This window comes from Phyllobacterium sp. 21LDTY02-6 (assembly GCF_023554255.2).
Taxonomy (GTDB): domain Bacteria; phylum Pseudomonadota; class Alphaproteobacteria; order Rhizobiales; family Rhizobiaceae; genus Phyllobacterium.
Genome location: NZ_JAMJWD020000003.1, coordinates 258,639 through 274,800 on the forward strand (window position 1 = coordinate 258,639; position 16,162 = coordinate 274,800).

At 60.9% G+C, this 16,162-nt stretch carries 15 protein-coding genes; 5 read left to right on the forward strand and 10 right to left on the reverse strand.

From position 1 onward, the window contains the following. Positions 1-12: 12 nt before the first annotated feature. Positions 13-1,464, reverse strand: coding sequence for an alginate export family protein (locus tag M8997_RS12705; protein ID WP_250017423.1), 1,452 nt, complete (start codon positions 1,462-1,464; stop codon positions 13-15). Between the two features lie 27 nt (positions 1,465-1,491). Then, positions 1,492-2,151 carry a hydrolase gene (locus M8997_RS12710; RefSeq protein WP_250017420.1) on the reverse strand — a complete coding sequence of 220 codons (660 nt, stop codon included), beginning with the start codon at positions 2,149-2,151 and terminating at the stop codon, positions 1,492-1,494. A gap of 145 nt (positions 2,152-2,296) precedes the next feature. Between M8997_RS12710 and M8997_RS12715 the strand changes: the two genes are divergently transcribed. Continuing rightward, positions 2,297-3,163 (forward strand): LysR substrate-binding domain-containing protein, encoded by an 867-nt coding sequence (locus tag M8997_RS12715; RefSeq protein WP_250017418.1) that lies wholly within the window; start codon positions 2,297-2,299, stop codon positions 3,161-3,163. A gap of 79 nt (positions 3,164-3,242) precedes the next feature. On the opposite strand, the gene M8997_RS12720 is transcribed toward M8997_RS12715, so the two are convergent. Together M8997_RS12720 and M8997_RS12725 are read right to left on the reverse strand one after the other, a co-directional pair. After that, positions 3,243-5,543, reverse strand: coding sequence for a xanthine dehydrogenase family protein molybdopterin-binding subunit (locus M8997_RS12720; RefSeq protein WP_250017416.1), 2,301 nt, complete (start codon positions 5,541-5,543; stop codon positions 3,243-3,245). 3 nt (positions 5,544-5,546) lie between these two features. Continuing rightward, positions 5,547-5,999 carry a (2Fe-2S)-binding protein gene (locus M8997_RS12725; protein ID WP_250017413.1) on the reverse strand — a complete coding sequence of 151 codons (453 nt, stop codon included), beginning with the start codon at positions 5,997-5,999 and terminating at the stop codon, positions 5,547-5,549. Between the two features lie 256 nt (positions 6,000-6,255). On the opposite strand from M8997_RS12725, the gene M8997_RS12730 reads away from it, so the two are divergent. Continuing rightward, complete coding sequence (locus M8997_RS12730) at positions 6,256-7,185, forward strand: XdhC family protein (RefSeq protein WP_250017411.1); 930 nt, start codon at positions 6,256-6,258, stop codon at positions 7,183-7,185. Continuing rightward, the gene (locus M8997_RS12735) at positions 7,182-7,808 is read left to right on the forward strand and encodes an NTP transferase domain-containing protein (protein WP_250017409.1); all 627 of its coding nucleotides are present in this window, start codon (positions 7,182-7,184) and stop codon (positions 7,806-7,808) included. Before M8997_RS12730 ends, M8997_RS12735 begins: the two co-directional genes overlap by 4 nt. A 710-nt stretch (positions 7,809-8,518) precedes the next feature. On the opposite strand, the gene M8997_RS12740 is transcribed toward M8997_RS12735, so the two are convergent. Both M8997_RS12740 and M8997_RS12745 read right to left on the reverse strand, forming a co-directional pair. Beyond that, positions 8,519-9,037, reverse strand: a complete 519-nt coding sequence (locus tag M8997_RS12740; protein ID WP_250017407.1) for an RES domain-containing protein — start codon at positions 9,035-9,037, stop codon at positions 8,519-8,521. Further along, positions 9,034-9,423, reverse strand: a complete 390-nt coding sequence (locus M8997_RS12745) for an antitoxin Xre/MbcA/ParS toxin-binding domain-containing protein (protein WP_250017405.1) — start codon at positions 9,421-9,423, stop codon at positions 9,034-9,036. Before M8997_RS12745 ends, M8997_RS12740 begins: the two co-directional genes overlap by 4 nt. A 206-nt stretch (positions 9,424-9,629) precedes the next feature. Here M8997_RS12745 and M8997_RS12750 point away from each other — a divergent pair, with 206 nt between their 5' ends. Together M8997_RS12750 and M8997_RS12755 are read left to right on the forward strand one after the other, a co-directional pair. Continuing rightward, complete coding sequence (locus tag M8997_RS12750; protein WP_250017403.1) at positions 9,630-9,878, forward strand: WGR domain-containing protein; 249 nt, start codon at positions 9,630-9,632, stop codon at positions 9,876-9,878. Between the two features lie 144 nt (positions 9,879-10,022). Further along, on the forward strand, positions 10,023-10,313 hold the full coding sequence (locus M8997_RS12755; protein ID WP_250017401.1) for a hypothetical protein: 291 nt from the start codon (positions 10,023-10,025) through the stop codon (positions 10,311-10,313). Between the two features lie 67 nt (positions 10,314-10,380). Here the strand turns inward: M8997_RS12755 and M8997_RS12760 are convergent, their stop codons facing one another. The 4 genes from M8997_RS12760 to M8997_RS12775 form a co-directional block, all read right to left on the reverse strand. After that, positions 10,381-10,836 carry a TetR/AcrR family transcriptional regulator gene (locus M8997_RS12760; RefSeq protein ID WP_250017398.1) on the reverse strand — a complete coding sequence of 152 codons (456 nt, stop codon included), beginning with the start codon at positions 10,834-10,836 and terminating at the stop codon, positions 10,381-10,383. Between the two features lie 5 nt (positions 10,837-10,841). Continuing rightward, on the reverse strand, positions 10,842-13,982 hold the full coding sequence (locus M8997_RS12765; protein WP_250017396.1) for an efflux RND transporter permease subunit: 3,141 nt from the start codon (positions 13,980-13,982) through the stop codon (positions 10,842-10,844). A gap of 12 nt (positions 13,983-13,994) precedes the next feature. Continuing rightward, the gene (locus tag M8997_RS12770; protein WP_250017394.1) at positions 13,995-15,191 is read right to left on the reverse strand and encodes an efflux RND transporter periplasmic adaptor subunit; all 1,197 of its coding nucleotides are present in this window, start codon (positions 15,189-15,191) and stop codon (positions 13,995-13,997) included. A gap of 73 nt (positions 15,192-15,264) precedes the next feature. Then, positions 15,265-15,855: a TetR/AcrR family transcriptional regulator gene (locus tag M8997_RS12775; RefSeq protein WP_250017391.1), complete on the reverse strand. Its 591-nt coding sequence runs from the start codon at positions 15,853-15,855 to the stop codon at positions 15,265-15,267. Between the last annotated feature and the right edge of the window lie 307 nt (positions 15,856-16,162).

A 16,162-nucleotide genomic window follows, 5' to 3' on the forward strand; every position in this document is an offset into this window, starting at 1 on the left:
ATAGGCCCGACACTACCAGGCGAATTTCAGTTCCGCCCGGAAGTAGTTGCTGTCGCGGCCTCCGGCGTCGCGAAGCGTCGAGCCGACCCGGTAGTGGACCGCTTCGACCGAGCCCGTGAGATTTTGATTGAACCTGTAGTCGGCCCTCACTTGGGCGTAGGCCCCGGTCCACGGCGAACCCCCGGCAGCGGTTCCGGCGACCGGGACACTCGGCATGGTATAGACGGCATCGTCCGTCGTCAGGCGCCACAGCAGCCCGGCTCCGGCCATCAGGGTCAGGTCTTCTGACGGCTGGACGGTGATCGATGGCTTGAGGTGGACGAGGTTGGCGTATCCGGTATGGCCGCCGAGCGAGAAATAGAAGCCGTTTGGAAACAGCGGATTGAACGTGCCAAGCCTGCCATCGTCCGCATCCCGGTCGCCTGATGCCATGTCGAACTGCAGGCCGATCCTCGGCGACCAGCCAATATTCTGGAACGTATAGCCTGTTCTCGCTCCCACCGCCCAGGCCAGCACATCGGCCGAACCGACCTTGCCGACCTGGCCCATTGCCTCCACATCCCAGTCGAAGCCGGCATATTTGCCGGCCGTGCGGATATTGAGCATATGCCTGTCCTCCTCACCTGACGCGGCGAGAAAAGCGGCGTCCTTGCGCTGATAAAGCGCGTAATAGGTCGAGGCCTCGATATCCTGCGAAAGCTGCCATTCAATGCGCGCGCCGCTGAACAGCACATCGCCGCTTGAGCGATCGTCAAACGGATCATCATCCCGATTCTCGACGGGTTGGCTGACGAGACCGTAGAAGCGCCATGCCTCCGTCTCCCATCCAGCCCAGATCGCATCGAACGACTGACGGACATTCGGCCCGTCGCGCAACGATACGAAGCGCTCGAGGTCAAACGCGAAGTCCTGGCGGCCGATCCTCGCCCTGAACGTTCCCGCGTCGGTCTCCTGCGTGTAGCCGATGAATGCCAGCCGAAGGTCGAACCGGTTTGCGTCATTGGGGCCGACCACCGTCTTGTCGAAGGCACGCACATCCTCGAACTGCGTGAACAATTGCCAGTTTTCATTCAGGTGAACGTCGATATGGAACTGCGCGCGCTGCAACCAATAGGAATCGGCGGGATTCGCAGGCACGGTTCCGAAAGCCGGCGCGTCGCTGACTTCGAATATTTCGCGAAGGTTGAGTCCCAATGAGATGTAGCTGTCGGGATTGGACGAAAACAGCGGAATGTATTTGAGGCTGTCCAGCGGTTGCGTACGCAGTTTCGGATCGGCCAGAAGCGACCAGTCCTCCTGCGACCGGTCGGTTTTTATCGAGGGCCTCTCCTGCGTTGATGCGTCGTTCGCGAAGGCCGCTTCGTGGTCGATCTGAAAGAGGGCAAGTGTTGCCAGGGATAGAGCAAGCTTCCGGGAGGGACGACGAGAATGGACCGATCGTCCGCAATCATGCGACGCATTCATCGATATCCTCGTCGTCCCGGCCAGGTTCTAGTGCCCGCCCTTGGTCGTCGGGATCGGCGTGTTGAGCAATTGCTGCTCCCACAGATAGGCGATGCCGCTGCCGCCCATGTGCGAAATGAGCACTTCCGTAAGCTCTTCGACGTGTTCCAGGCGCGCCCAGTCCCGCTGCCATTCGCCGGCAAGCGCCATCCAGGTCATCATGTTGACGCCGGCAGCGATCATCCGCTGGATGGCGACCTGGTGAGACTCGGTCGAGCTTCCGCCCGATGCGTCGGTGATGACGGTCACGTCCCAGCCTTCGCCGGCGGCCTGAATCGCGGGCATCGCCACGCAAACCTCGGTCCACAGGCCTGCGATGATCAATTGCTTGCGGCCGGTCGCCTTGACCAGGTCCACCACCTTCTCGTCCTCCCAGGTATTCACCCAGGTGCGGTCGATCACTTCCTGCTCCGGAAAGACATCGGTGATTTGCTTGAAGAGCTTGCCACCACGATCCGCGATCACGCTGGTGAGGATCGTCGGGACATTGAACGCTTTTGCCAGCTTTGCCAGCGCGGTTACATTGTTGACGACGGCCTGAGGATCATGGCTATTGAGGTTGGCCAGCTGGTATGCCTGATGATCGATCAGAACGAGGACGGAATCTTCGGGACGAAGCAGAGAATTGAGGCCGTTACGAAAGGTCATGAATATATCCTTTATTGGCGGTTCGTTGAGGCATTTTGTGAGGACACCCTCATCGGAGAGCCATCCGCGGCGAACCTGTCATTCTCGCCTGCCACCGGGTAGTCCCCGGTCGCGTAACGCCCTGTTGCAAGAAACGGAACGCGAAGTGGAACTTGAGGACCTGAAAATATTCGTCGAGGTTGCCGATGCGGGCGGCGTATCGTCAGCGGCGCTGCGGCTCGGCATCTCCAAATCGGTGGTCAGCCGCAGGATCACCCAGCTCGAGGCGGAGCTCGGTGCGCAATTGCTTTCGCGAACGACCCGCGGCATAGCGCTCACGGAGGCAGGCGCTACGTTCCGGGACTACGCAGCCAGGATTTCCGCCGAACTGGATGTGGCGCGCGAAACGATCCTCCCTGCCGGCGAGCTTCGCGGCCGCATGCGCATAGCCGTGCCACTCTCGTTCGGCCCGACGCATTTTGCGCCCGTCCTCTCCCGGATGGCGCTGCGGCATCCGCAACTGCACATTGATTCCTCCTATACTGATCGCTTCGTGGATCTTGTCGGAGAGGGTTTCGATTGCGCAATTCGCGTGGGACATCTGCCGGATTCCAACCTCCTCGCGCGGCGGGTCGGACCGATCTTCGGCAAGCTGGTTGCGAGCCCCGCCTATATCGAGGCGCACGGCATTCCCGCAACACCGGACGATATCATGAACCACCAGACCGTGATGCGGCCCACCGAGACGTGGCAATTCATGGATGGCGACAAGATCGTCTTGATACGTCCCCAGGGACGTTTCGTGGCCGATAACGGAGTATCGCTCGTCGCGGCTGCCCTGGAGGGGGTCGGCGTCGCCTATCTGCCGGAGCCGCTCGTCGCCGATCATATTCGGTCAGGCGCGCTGGTGCCGATCATGACGCATCATCCGATCCCGCCGGCCGGCATCTTCGTCCTCCGGCCGCCCAGCCAGTATCCCTCCCGGAAAGTGAGAATCCTCACCGAGATGCTCATCGAATGTTTCCCCGGTTAGCCTCTGGTCACGGCCAGCAACAACAAGCCGGAGCGATCTGATCGCTCCGGCTTGTTGTCGAAACAGGCGTCGTGCGCCCCTATGCGAGTTGGTCGCGGATCGGCAGTGCCCTTATTCGCTTGCCCGTCGCCGCGAAGAGGGCGTTGGTCAGCGCCGGAGCCACCGGAGGCAGTCCGGGCTCGCCGACGCCGCCAAGCGGCTTGTCGTAATCCGACTCCATCAGATGGACATGTATCTCCTTCGGCGCCGCATCGATCCGCGTCACCTCGTAGCCGTCGAAATTGGTCTGTTCGGTACGGCCGTTCTTGAAGGTGATTTCGCCGATCGTCGCAAGGCTGATGCCCTGCAACACCGCGCCTTCGAGTTGCGACTTCACACGGTCGGGATTGATCACCGGTCCGCAATCGAAGGCGATGTCCACCCGGGGAACCGTGAATGCGCCGCCGTCTTCCACGGCAACCTCGACCACGACCGCCGTATAGCTGACGAAGCTGCGATGGGCGGCGATGCCCAAGCCGCGTCCGGCCGGCAATGAGCGACCCCAGCCGGCTTCCTTCGCCACCCGCTCGACGACCTGCCGCAGACGCGCGGTTTCGAACGGGTACCGCTTCGGATCTTCTCCATAGTTCCACGCCAGCGGGGAATTCTCGAAGGCGCTTCTGTCAGACCCGATCAATTCCAGCAGATAATCCTTGGGATCGCGCCCGGCAGCCGCGGCGAGTTCGGCCGCAAAGCTCTGGATCGCGAAGGCGTGGGGAATGTTGGAAACCGACCGGAGCCAGCCGATGCGCGTGTGGGCCGGCGCCTCGGGATTCTCGATCCGTATGTTGGGTATGGCGAAGGGCACATCGACAGCGCCCATCTCAAGCTCGAATTGCGACTCGTGCTTGGGGTCGGGCATGAAAATCGATGTGATCGATGGCGCGACAGTACGATGCAGCCAGGCGACGGGTTTTCCGTCCGCATCCAGCCCCGCTTCCAGCCGCTCCACCGATACCGTATGGAAAAAGCTGTGCTGGATATCGTCTTCGCGGGTGAAGACCAGCTTGACCGGCCGGCCCTCCATCGCCCGCGAGAGGATTGCGGCCTCGCTCGCGAAGTCCGGCTTGGACTTGCGCCCGAACCCGCCACCGAGCAGCATCGTGTGGACGGTGACCTTCTCGAGCGGAATGTTGAACCGCTTGGAAAGATCGATGCGGATCGCCTCCGGCGCCTGGACGCTGCTCCAGACCTCGCATTCGTCACTGGTCACGCGCGCAGTTGCCGTTGGCGGCTCCATCGGCGCCTGGGCCAGGTGGGGGATGTAATAGGATGCGTCGAGCCGTTTCGTGGCGCTTTCCAGGGCGGCGTAGGCATCGCCGTCATTGCGCACGACCTTGCCATCCTTGGTTGTCGAGGCCGTCTCAAGGGTTTTCCTGTATTCGACCGAATCGTAGCTCCCGTTCGCGCCGTCATCCCACTCGATCTTCAGCAGGGAGCGCCCCTTGATCGCGGCAAAGGTGTTTTCCGCCACCACCGCAACGCCGCCAAGGGGCTGGAATGCAGACGGAATTCCCGGTGCGTCGATCGGCACGACCTTGAGGACGCCCGGCACCTTCAAGGTCTCGGTGTCGACAACGCTCCGCACCTTGCCTCCGAGGACCGGAGGCCGGGCGACGACGGCATAGGCCATGCCCTCGACCCGAACATCCATGCCGTAGACAGCCTTGCCCGTCGTGATGTCGAAATTGTCGACCAGGGAAATCTTGTCGCGTCCGATATAGCGGAACTGCTCCGGATTCTTGAATGCGAGCGTATCCTGGGCCGGGACTGCTCTTTTCGCGGCTCCGTCGGCGAGTTCACCGAAACCGAGACGGCGGCCACTCGCCGCGTGAACGATTTCATGATTGTCCGCTTTCACCTCGGTGGCGGCGACATTCCAGCGTGCGGCCGCCTCCTGCTCCAGCATCTGCCGGGCGGCGGCGCCGATGCGGCGCAGCGGCTCATAATGATGGCGCATGCTTCGCGAACCATCGGTATTCTGGTTGCCGAAACGCGTCTCGTCACCCGGCGCCTGAAGCACCGTCACGCGCGCCAGATCTGCTTCCAGTTCGTCGGCGACCACCATCGCCCAGCTGGTTCGCACCCCCTGTCCCATCTCGGCTCGATTGCAGAGCAGGGTGACAGTTCCGTCATCCCCGATCGACAGGAAGATTCGAGGATCGTCCTTGAGACCACCTTCCATTGCATCGCCGCCGTATTTCGTCGGCTTTTCCTGCGCCAGAGCGGAAGGCGATCCGATCGCCAGAACCAGGGCGCCGGCGCCGAGCCCGAGCAGCAGTGAGCGACGGCTGAGGTTAAGGACCCCGGATGCTTCGCTCGTCGGTATGTTGATGGTCATGGTTCACGCCCCCCCGGCTGCAAGTTTGATCGCCGCGCGAATGCGGGGATAGGCGCCGCACCGGCAGATGTTTCCACTCATCGCCGCATCGATATCGGCATCCGTGGGGTTCGGCGTATCGTTGAGGAGGGAGACCGCCTGCATGATCTGGCCGACCTGGCAATAGCCGCACTGGGCGACATTGAGTTCGCGCCACGCCTTCTGCAACGGATGCATTCCGTCCGGAGAAAGTCCCTCGATCGTCACGACGGCCTGACCTTCGATGTCACCCATCAAGGTCTGGCAGGAGCGAACCGCGGTTCCTTCGACATGTACCGTACAGGCGCCGCAAAGCGCTTGCCCGCAGCCGAACTTGGTACCCGTCATTCCTGCAACGTCGCGAAGATACCAAAGCAAAGGCATCTCCGGGTCGCCATCAAATGTGTGAGCTGATCCGTTGATGGTGAATGTCGCCATGAACTCGCCTCCATCTGCCGTGATGATCCAGGTTGATCCCGCCCGCGTTCAAACAGTGAGACGGTCGTCGAAATATAACGCGGCCGGCGTTTCTTTGTAAGGGCCGGAAAGCTGATTGAACTTATCGATGCAGCACATAAATGTGACTGCGTGCGCCGGTTCAGTCGACTATTCAACGCATTGCCCAGCACCTATCTTGCCGCGTATGTTGCACTTTCGGCAAGCCCGAAATCAGCTCCAGGACAGGATGTCGCCGATGCGAGCAGTAAATCGCTATTCAAACCTCGCAGAAATCGAACTGCGGCCGGTCGCACCGGTTGACCGTTCGAGGGAGATATTCGCATTCCTTCGCGACGCCGTTGCGGACGGGCAGCGATGCGCCCTCGTGACGTTGGCCGAGATCACCGATGGTGCCTCGCGCGCCCTCGGCGCGCATATGGCGGTCACCGGGGACGGCCGCTATTGCGGTTACGTGTCCGGCGGCTGCATCGAAGCCGCGGTTGCGCGCGAAGCTCTCGAAGCGATCGCCGAAGACGCCGACCGTGTCTGCCGCCTCGGCAAGGGTTCACCGTTTTTCGACATTGTCCTGCCCTGCGGAGGCGGGCTCAGCCTGACGATCCATGTCCTGCGAGAGGCTGCGACCATCGACCATCTCCTCGACGAAATGGTCGTCGCACGCAAGCCCGTCAGCCTGGTTTACGATCCCGGCGGCCAGCGGCTGTCCGTTCGGGCGGGGCTGTCCGCGACAGGCTGGGAAGACGATCGCCTGGTGACGGCTTACAGGCCCGATCCTCGGATATTTCTTGCCGGAAAGGGCATCGAAAGCCGCGTATTTTCCGACATTGCCACCGCGGCCGGCCTCGAGATCGTTCCGATCGACGCCGATGATATCGCAAGGCAGGCCGATGGCGAATCTGCGATCGTCCTGCTTCATCATGACATCGAGAAGGAACTGCCGGTGTTGCGGCACGCGCTGGCGTCGCCGGCGTTCTATATCGGCTGTCTCGGCGGCCGGCGAACGCATGCCAACCGACGCCAGCGACTGCTCGAAGACGGACACTCGCCCGAACAGCTCGACCGTATTCGCGCACCCATCGGCCTGTTCGGACCGGCCAGGGAAGCACGGTCACTTGCCGTTTCCGTACTTGCCGAGATCATGTCCGTGCTCGAATCGCGAAGACCATGATCGACCTTCCGGAATCGCACTCGACGGCCGTTCTCGTGCTGGGCGCGGGATCGGGTTCCCGTTTTCACCGTGACGACAAGCTGGGTGCCGAGCTGGGCGGCGCGCCGGTCGCCCATCATGTGCTGCGCACGCTGCAGCCGTTCCGATGGGCCAGGAAAATACTGGTTTGCAGGCAGAGCACGGACTGGACCGCGGCCTTCCGGGAGGATGGCTACTCGATCGTGCACAACGATGCGCCCGAGGAAGGCATGCTCGGATCCCTGCGACGCGGTGTTATGGAAGCGAGCGGCCTTGAAAACGTCCTCGTCTGCCTTGGAGACATGCCGTTCATTCGACGAGAGCACATAGAACGGCTGTTGTCCAAGGCCGCCCAAAGGCGCGGCCAGGTCGTCGCATCGCGCGCGGGCGACCATCGCGGCCCGCCGGCGATCTTCCCGCTCAGTGCCTTGGCATACCTGCCGGCAAGCGGCGAAGGCGGTGCAAGGTCGCTGCTCGGCGAGGCAGCATTCGTCGATTGCCGTCTGGACGAAATCTCCGACATCGACACGCAACAGGATCTGGCCGACGCCGAAGCCCACATGGCGGGGACAAGGGTGCCAGTGAGCCAACCTCCCTCATGCTGAGCCTGTCGAAGCACGCACTTCACTTATGCAACACACGGCCCTCCGTGGGGGATAAATGGAAACTTATCCCACCACTTTGAAACCGGGTTATTGTGATTCGGTCCTTTCCAGTGGGGGAGCAGCTTCCGGAGCTGTTTCGACAAGCTGGGAAAGGGTGACGTTGCCGGATGGTCGGAAGTGACAACCCCGATTATCCAGCAAACTGCAGAAGGAAACGGAGGTAGCGCTTCGTTTTCCGGGTTGTTGCGTCTGACAAGCGTGACAATAGCAGGCAAAGACGTCGCGGGCGGTCTTCGGACCTCGCCCCTGATTGTAATACTGACGCGCTGAAGACCGCCCGTCTCCCCCCATTTTCAATGACCAGACGCGATTGCGCGGGCGTGGTGCGGATTTTCCGTATTTAACAGGTGCTGCAGCAACGTTGCTGCGTCCTTCGACAGGCTCAGGATGAGGGGTTGGGTTTGATTGCAAGGCGGTAGTTTTGCGAGGTTTTCAAACCTTGGCTCCCTCCACTTCCGCCATCAATAATTTTCCCTCATGCTGAGCTTGTCGAAGCACGCACTATGCTGATGCAACAAAAAAGGATTGCACAAACGTTGCTGCGCCCTTCGTGGTTCGACAAACTCACCATGAGGGCTGAGGATGAGGGGTTGGGTTTGATTGCAGGAAGGTTGGGAGCCAGTGATTGAAATCTCGCAGATCGTCGAAGCCTAGCGCCAGGACAATTGGTCCTTCGGAAGGCGGCCGCTCGGATCGAACACGGTTACCTTGTGGGGCAGATCCGGCCCCCACCGCCAGAGCACGAGGTTCGTGTCGTCTTCCTCGGCGCCGGGCGCGAAACTTGGCACGAGTATGCCGGCAATGCCGCTGGCCTTGAGACGGTCATATATCGACCATGAGGCGGGGCGCTCGCCGCGCGCAAGGGCCATTGCCCATCCGCAAGCCATCTCGCCAAGATCGACCGAATGCTCGGCCCTTCCCTGCTCCGTCGCAAGGTCCGCGACATTCTCGCAGTCCACTTCGTAGGAGCACAGCACGCAGGGGTCTATCCGGTGCGCAAAGCCCTGATTGGCCTCCTTGACTGCCGTCATGATACCGAGACCCAGATAAAGCGCCGGCACGCCCTTCGGGTTGAACCGGGCTCCCCTGATCGCCGCGCCATCGCCCGATATCGGCTTGAACGCCCATCGCGGATCATGTGCCCGATAGCACGTCCCTACAAATCTCACGCAAATCCGCCAAGAGCCATGTGGTCGAGATAGTCGCGGACGGCCGCTGCCTTGCCTTCCTTCACAAGCGACTCGGCAGTTCGCCCGCCAAATGCCGGCAAGGGCTGGGCACGATACCAGGCCATCGCCTGCTCCTTGCCGCCCGCCCATTCCGTGACCCGACTGATGATCTCCAGCATTTCGCGCAAGCGCCCCTGCGTCTTCGGCGCACCGCTCCGCTCCACGCGATAGAGCGTCTCGCGTGCAAGCCCCGCCGTCTCGGCAAGCTGGGTCTTGGACATGCCAAATCCGTCCGCCAGCCGGCTGATTGCAATCTTTCCAGCCCGATCCATATAGGACAGAACCAGGGACTCGTTCTCGATCGGAATTTTCATCGCCTCGGCCATCGGCATCACCTTGTCATATCTACTACCATATTTTACTCGCATAATATATGGCATCATCCTGCAAACTGCAATGCTTCGAGCAAATGCCCGGGTGGCGAAACGTTCCCTAGCGGGCCTCGCCATTCATCACGCGGATGAATCAATCGCGGCCAATCGATTCAAAAAAGTCGTTGGATTTCCGGGCTCGTGCCGGCGAAGATTCCGCCATGTCACAACAGCCGCCATTCCAGACCTACATGCAGCGCATCGAGCCGGAGCACAATATGCGCCGCTTCTATCACCTGTCGATCCAGCAAAACCTGTTTGGCGAGGTATCATTGATGCGCAACCGGGGACGTATCGGCTCGGCCGGACAGGTGAAGATCCAGACATTTGCTGGCGAAGATGACGCGCAGGCCCGTTTCACCCAACTGTTCAGGGCCAAATGCAGGCGCGGTTACCGAACCTTGGATTGACCAATGGCACTTCGACCGAAAAGCCACGGAAAGGGCTTCCAAACTCGCTGTTGCTGGCCTTTATCAATGATTTCAGCATAATCTGGCCAGAACGGCGGTCAGATCTCCGCGATAGAACGACCCCGTTGCGGCCGAGGGCGTAGAGTGATCAGACTATTATCCATCGTAGAAGTCGTTTTCGAGTTGGCGGGCAGAAGCTCGGTCGTCGTTGGGCCCGGCGTTCCCCGGGCCGGCAAATGGCGGCTGGAAATCGGCATGCCTCTCATCCTGAAACTGCCCGACGCGACGGAACTGCGCACCGTCGTCGGCGGCTTTGAAATGCTGTCTCCGCCTGATCCGGGCAGCATTCCGCTCATGCTGGGCCCCGGGCTGTCGAAGCATATGGTGCCGATCGGCACGGAGATCTGGGCGGATTACCCTGGCCGAGGTGATTGATTCCCGTGCCGTTGTAGAATGGTTGAGAGCGTCGGTTCTGAACATGCCAGGGTCAAACCCGGCATGTTCAGAGAGGCGCCGTCGGTTTGAGGTGCAGCATCCTTATGAGCGTTCGCATCCTTTCGGCGTAATTTTGCGAACTGTCCGACATGGAAATCGAATTGGCCCGGGACGCTTCGCCATCCAGATAGTCCATGAGCGGCGACAACAGCGCCGGGCTCTCCGCGGCAGCGATCAACGCTGTCGCGGCGAGCGGGTCGATGGTCATGTCTGCGGTTATTTTTGGATTTTCACTATAGTATTTCAACATCCCCGCAATGAGATCACCTTTCGTCGAAAAGTGATGAAGCAAGCCTCCCTTGCTGATGCCGGCCTTTCTGGCGACAGATGCAAGGGTGACATGGCCGAAGCCTTGTTCCAGTGCAACGCACAGCGCGGCGCAAAACAGCTTCTCCTGGCGAATATTGCCTTTGAGCGTTCGCCACTTGGGAGCCTTGCGCTTTTCGTGAGCAGATGCCGCCATCGTCTCTACTCTGCCGGCGCTGGTGCTTCAGCCGATGCCGGATGTGCTTTTTTCTCCTTGCCGTCGCCAAACAGCTTCATCACGAAGACGAAGAATACCGGCACGAAGAAAATGGCGAGGATCGTTGCGGAGATCATGCCGCCGAGCACGCCGGTGCCGATCGCATTCTGACTGGCGGCACTTGCGCCGGATGCAATCGCCAGCGGCACGACACCGAGCGTGAAAGCCAGCGACGTCATGATGATCGGCCGGAAACGCAGATGCGATGCCTCGATGGTTGCTTCCATCAGGGACTTGCCTTCCGCACGCAGGTCCTTGGCAAACTCGATGATCAGGATGGCGTTCTTTGCCGACAGGCCGATGATGGCGATGAGGCCTACCTTGAAGTAGACGTCGTTGGGCATATCGCGCAGCATCACCGCCGCCACCGCGCCGATAACGCCGAGCGGAACGACCATGATGACCGAGATCGGAATGGACCAGCTTTCGTAAAGCGCCGCGAGCAGCAGGAAGACGAAGATGATGCTGAGCGCGATCAGGAATGGCGCCTGCGAGCCGGACTGGATTTCCTGGAGTGACTGGCCGGTCCATTCATAGCCGAAGCCTGGCGGCAGGTCTGCCGCGAGACGTTCCATTTCGGCGATGGCCGCGCCGGAGGAATAGCCCGGAGCCGCCTGCCCGCCGATACGCACGGCCGGATAGCCATTATAGCCGACAAGTTGAGACGCGCCTTTCGACCATTCGACGCTGGCGAATGCCGACAGGGGGACCATGCCGCCATTGGCATTGCGCACATTGAGCTTGAGGAGATCCTCGGTCTTCATGCGATTGCTGCCATCCGCCTGGACGGTCACGCGCTGCATGCGGCCGGCATTGGGAAAGTCGTTGACATAGGACGAGCCGAGGCTGGTCGATATCGTCGAGTTGATGTCGGCGAAGGTTATGCCGAACGTATTGGCCTTCTCCCGGTCGATGACGAGGTTGACCTGCGCCGCCGAAGGCATGCCTTCGACGCGCAGCCCGGTGACGATGCTGCTTTTCGCCCCTTCCGCCAGAAGCTGTTCCTGGGCGGCAAGGAGGGCGGCAGTGCCCTGCCCGGCACGATCCTGAAGACGGAAGGTGAAGCCATTGGAGTTGCCGAGCCCCTGGATTGGAGGCGGCGACAAGGCGAAGGCAATGGCATCCTTTATCTGGGACAACGTGCCGTTGGCCCGGCCCGCGATTGCAGCAGCGGTATTGTCCGCATCGCGCTCGCTCCAGTCCTTGAAGGTGACGAAGGCAAGGCCGGCATTGTCGCCGGCGCCGGAGAAGCTGAAGCCGCTGATCATCACCATGCGATCGACAGCCGGTTCCTTCTTGAAGATGGACTCCGCCTGTTCGATGAGAGTGCGGGTGCGGTTGGAACTCGATTCGGCTGGCGTCTGCATGTCGACGACCACGAAGCCCTGATCCTCGTTGGGCAGGAACGCGGAGGGCAACTGGATGAACGTCCAGCCAAGCCCCACCAGCAGCGCCAGATAGATGATCATGAAGCGCCCGGAACGTCCGATCAGCCAGCCGACCGTGGACGAGTATTTGTGCGATGTGCGATCGAAGCCGCGATTGAACCAGCCGAAGAAGCCTTTCTTTTCATGGTGGCCCTTGGGGATCGGCTTGAGGAAGGTGGCGCAAAGCGCCGGTGTCAGCGACAGGGCCAGGAAACCGGAGAACAGGATCGATACGACCATCGTCAGGCTGAACTGCTTGTAGATCACGCCGACGGCGCCGGGGAAGAACGCCATTGGCACGAACACTGCCGTCAGCACCAGCGTGATACCGATAATGGCGCCGCTGATCTGTTTCATTGCCTTCCTGGTGGCTTCCTTCGGCGGCAACCCCTCCTGGGCCATGATCCGCTCGACGTTTTCGACGACGACGATGGCGTCGTCCACGAGAATGCCGATGGCAAGGACCATGGCGAACATCGTCAGCACGTTGATCGAGAATCCCGTCGCCAGCATGACCGCGCAGGTCCCGAACAGCGCCACCGGCACGACCAGCGTGGGAATGACCGTATAGCGAAAATTCTGCAGGAACAGGAACATCACCACGAAGACGAGGGCGATGGCTTCGAGCAGCGTGTGGATCACCTTTTCGATGGAAACTTCGACGAAGGGCGAAGTGTCATACGGAATGGAATATTCGAGGTTTGCCGGAAAATATCGAGAGAGCTCCTCCATCTTGTCACGGACGGCGGTCGCGGTGGCGAGTGCATTGCCCGTGGGGGAAAGCTGCACGCCGATTGCCGCGCTGGGCTGGCCATTGAGGCGCGTGGAGAACGTATAGTTTTCTGCGCCGACTTCTATCCGCGCAACGTCGCGCAGGCGGACGGACGAGCCATCCGGATTGGCACGAAGCACGATCGCGCCGAATTCCTCGGCCGAGGTCAACTGACCGCGTACGAGAACCGTAGCCGATATCTGCTGGGTGATCGGGTTGGGCTGCGCGCCGATACGGCCGGCGGCTACCTGTGCATTCTGCGCGGTGACGGCCTGCGTTATGTCGTCGGCCGTCAAGTTCAGGCCGAGCATCTTGTCGGGATCGATCCAGACACGCATGGCGCGCTGGGTGGCGAAAAGCTGGGCATTGCCGACACCGTCGATGCGCCTGATCTCACTGAGCACGTTGCGGCTGAGATAGTCGCCGAGGCCGACGGCGTCGACGGAGCCATCCTTTGAACTCAGGGCGACCAGCATCAGGAAGCTCGTTCCCGCCTTGTCGACGCGGATACCTTGCTGGATGACGGATCGCGGCAGTCGCGGTTCAACCCGCCGAACCGCATTTTGAACGTCCACGGAAGCCTGGCCCGTTTCGGTGCCTGGTGCGAAGGTGGCGTTGATGCTGACGCGGCCCGCAGAATCGGATGTCGATTCGAAATAGAGCAGGTTTTCGACGCCGTTGAGTTCTTCCTCAATCGGCTTGGTCACGCTCTGGTAAATGTCCTCCGGCGAGGCGCCGGGATATGTCGTGCCAACGGAAATCTGGGGCGGGGCCACATCCGGATATTGCGCGATCGGCAGGAACGGGATCGAGATCGCACCCGCAAGCATGATGAATATTGCGACCACCCACGCGAAGATGGGCCGTTCGATGAAAAACTGTGGCATTGGATCGGGCCTCTAACCTTGGCGTGGCTTTGTTGCCGGAGTCTTGGAGCGGTCGTTTTCGACCGAAGCCGCACCCCCCTTTACCCATTCTGACGGAGCAACGGTGGCGCCGGGCCTTATCTTCTGGAAGCCTTCGACGATGACACGGTTTGCGGGCTCGAGGCCTTCATCGACGATGATGCGCTCGCCGACGACACGGCCGACGCGAACCGACCTGAGTTCGGCAACGTCTTTTTCCCCGACGATATAGACCTGGGCATTGCCGCCGGTGTCGCGTTGAATGGCCTGCTGCGGAACAGCGATGGCATTCTGCTGCACGCCCTGCTCGATCTCGACGCGGACATACATTCCCGGCAGCAGATCGCCGTCGGGATTGGGGAATTCGCCGCGCAGGGTCACTTGTCCCGTGGTCTCATCCACGGCCGCTTCGGAAAACAGCAGCTTGCCGGCATGCTTGTATTCGCTGCCGTCGTCGAGCTTGAGCTTTACGCGCGCCGCGCCTTCCCCGGCGCTGGCGATGGCGCCCGCCGCAAGCGCCTTGCGCAGGCGGATCAGCTCGTTCGACGATTGGGTGAAATCCGCATAGACCGGATCGAGCTGCTGGATCGTCGCGAGATTTTCGGTGCTGTTGGCACTGACGAGCGCGCCTTCCGTAATCAGAGCCCGGCCGATACGACCCTTGATCGGCGCCCGGACGTCGGCATATTGCAGGTTGAGCTTTGCGGCGGCCAGATTGGCTTCGGCGCCCGCCACATCGGCATCGGCCTGGGCAACCGCCGCAACCGCGTTATCCAGCGCCTGGGCGCTGGCAAAGTTGCTGGACTTCAACGATTGCTGCCTGTCGGCCTGCTGGCGGGACTGCAGCTGCACGGATTTTGCGCGCAGAAGCGTGGCTTCCGCACTCTGGACCTGCACCTGGAACTGCGCAGGGTCGATCCGGTACAACACGTCTCCCTCATTGACGAGGCTGCCCTGTTCGAAGACGCGCTCCACGACGATGCCGGATACGCGCGGGCGCACCTCGGCGATGCGCGTGGGCGCGATACGGCCCGGAAGCTCGTTGTTGATCGGGATGGGCTCCGCCTTCACCGCAATGAAGCTTACCGGCGAGGGCGGAGGGGCAGCCTTTTCAGCTGAGCTCTGCGAATCGCTGCAGGCAGCGGCAAGCAGAGGAAGAAACAAGGCAAAGGCAAATCGTGTCGCGTTCATAGGTTGCTTTCCGTGATACTCATCTTGGGAGGATGACGTTGGAAGGAAGTGCTTCGGGAGCTTGGGATGACGTCTAGGAGGAGGCCCTTATCTCTGGCAATTTCTCGGCTGCTTCCGGCTTGACGTCGATCAACCAGTTGATTTCACGCAAGATCCGGCTGCGTTCTCCCTCCGGCCAGCTGTGAAGGTCCAGATATTCGAGGAGCTTGAGGCCTTCCAGCGCCAGATAGGCAAGGAGGGCGCCCCGGGGGCTGGCGGACGTTTCCATGACTTGGGCGATAATTGTCGCCTGTTCTTTTTGAATTCCGGATCGCAATTGCGCATCCTGCGCCAGGGCCGAACACAGATTGAGCGCAACGGCGCGCACATCGTCCTGGAGCGGGGTGGACGCCGCGAGAACGCGACCGCGCATGATTGCACTTGGCATGTCGCCAAGCCCGTCCGTCAGTTCCTGGATAAAGGCCTTGTCGTGGGCCACGCGGCGTTCGATGACGGCCTGGATCAACGCCTGCTTGGACTTGTAGTCGTATACGACACTGGCCTTGCTGATGCCGGCCCGCTCGGCAACGGCATCAAGCGTGAGACGCGCAGCGCCATCCCGCACGACCACGCATTCCGCAGCGTCCAGGATGTCCTTTTGATCGATGACGCGCTTGCGGCCCATACGAAATCTCGGTTCTTCTTTTTATTTCCGACTGGATGGTTAACTAATTAGGGGCTGTCCATATGTCAATCGTCAATCCGGTTGCTCGCGAGGTTGTGATGGATCACCGCCACCAACCTTAAGGCGAGGCCTGCCCCTGGAACACTGACGTCCTTGCCGCTGCAACGCTTGACAGCGCGATAGTTGCAGATGGGCCACAATTTATGGATTAACGCTCATCGCCCGCATGATTTCGATCCCGGTGATGTTGTTTGAAATGTGGCGGGTCAGTATCACTAGAGTTGCATATGTCTCATCAAAGGATTCG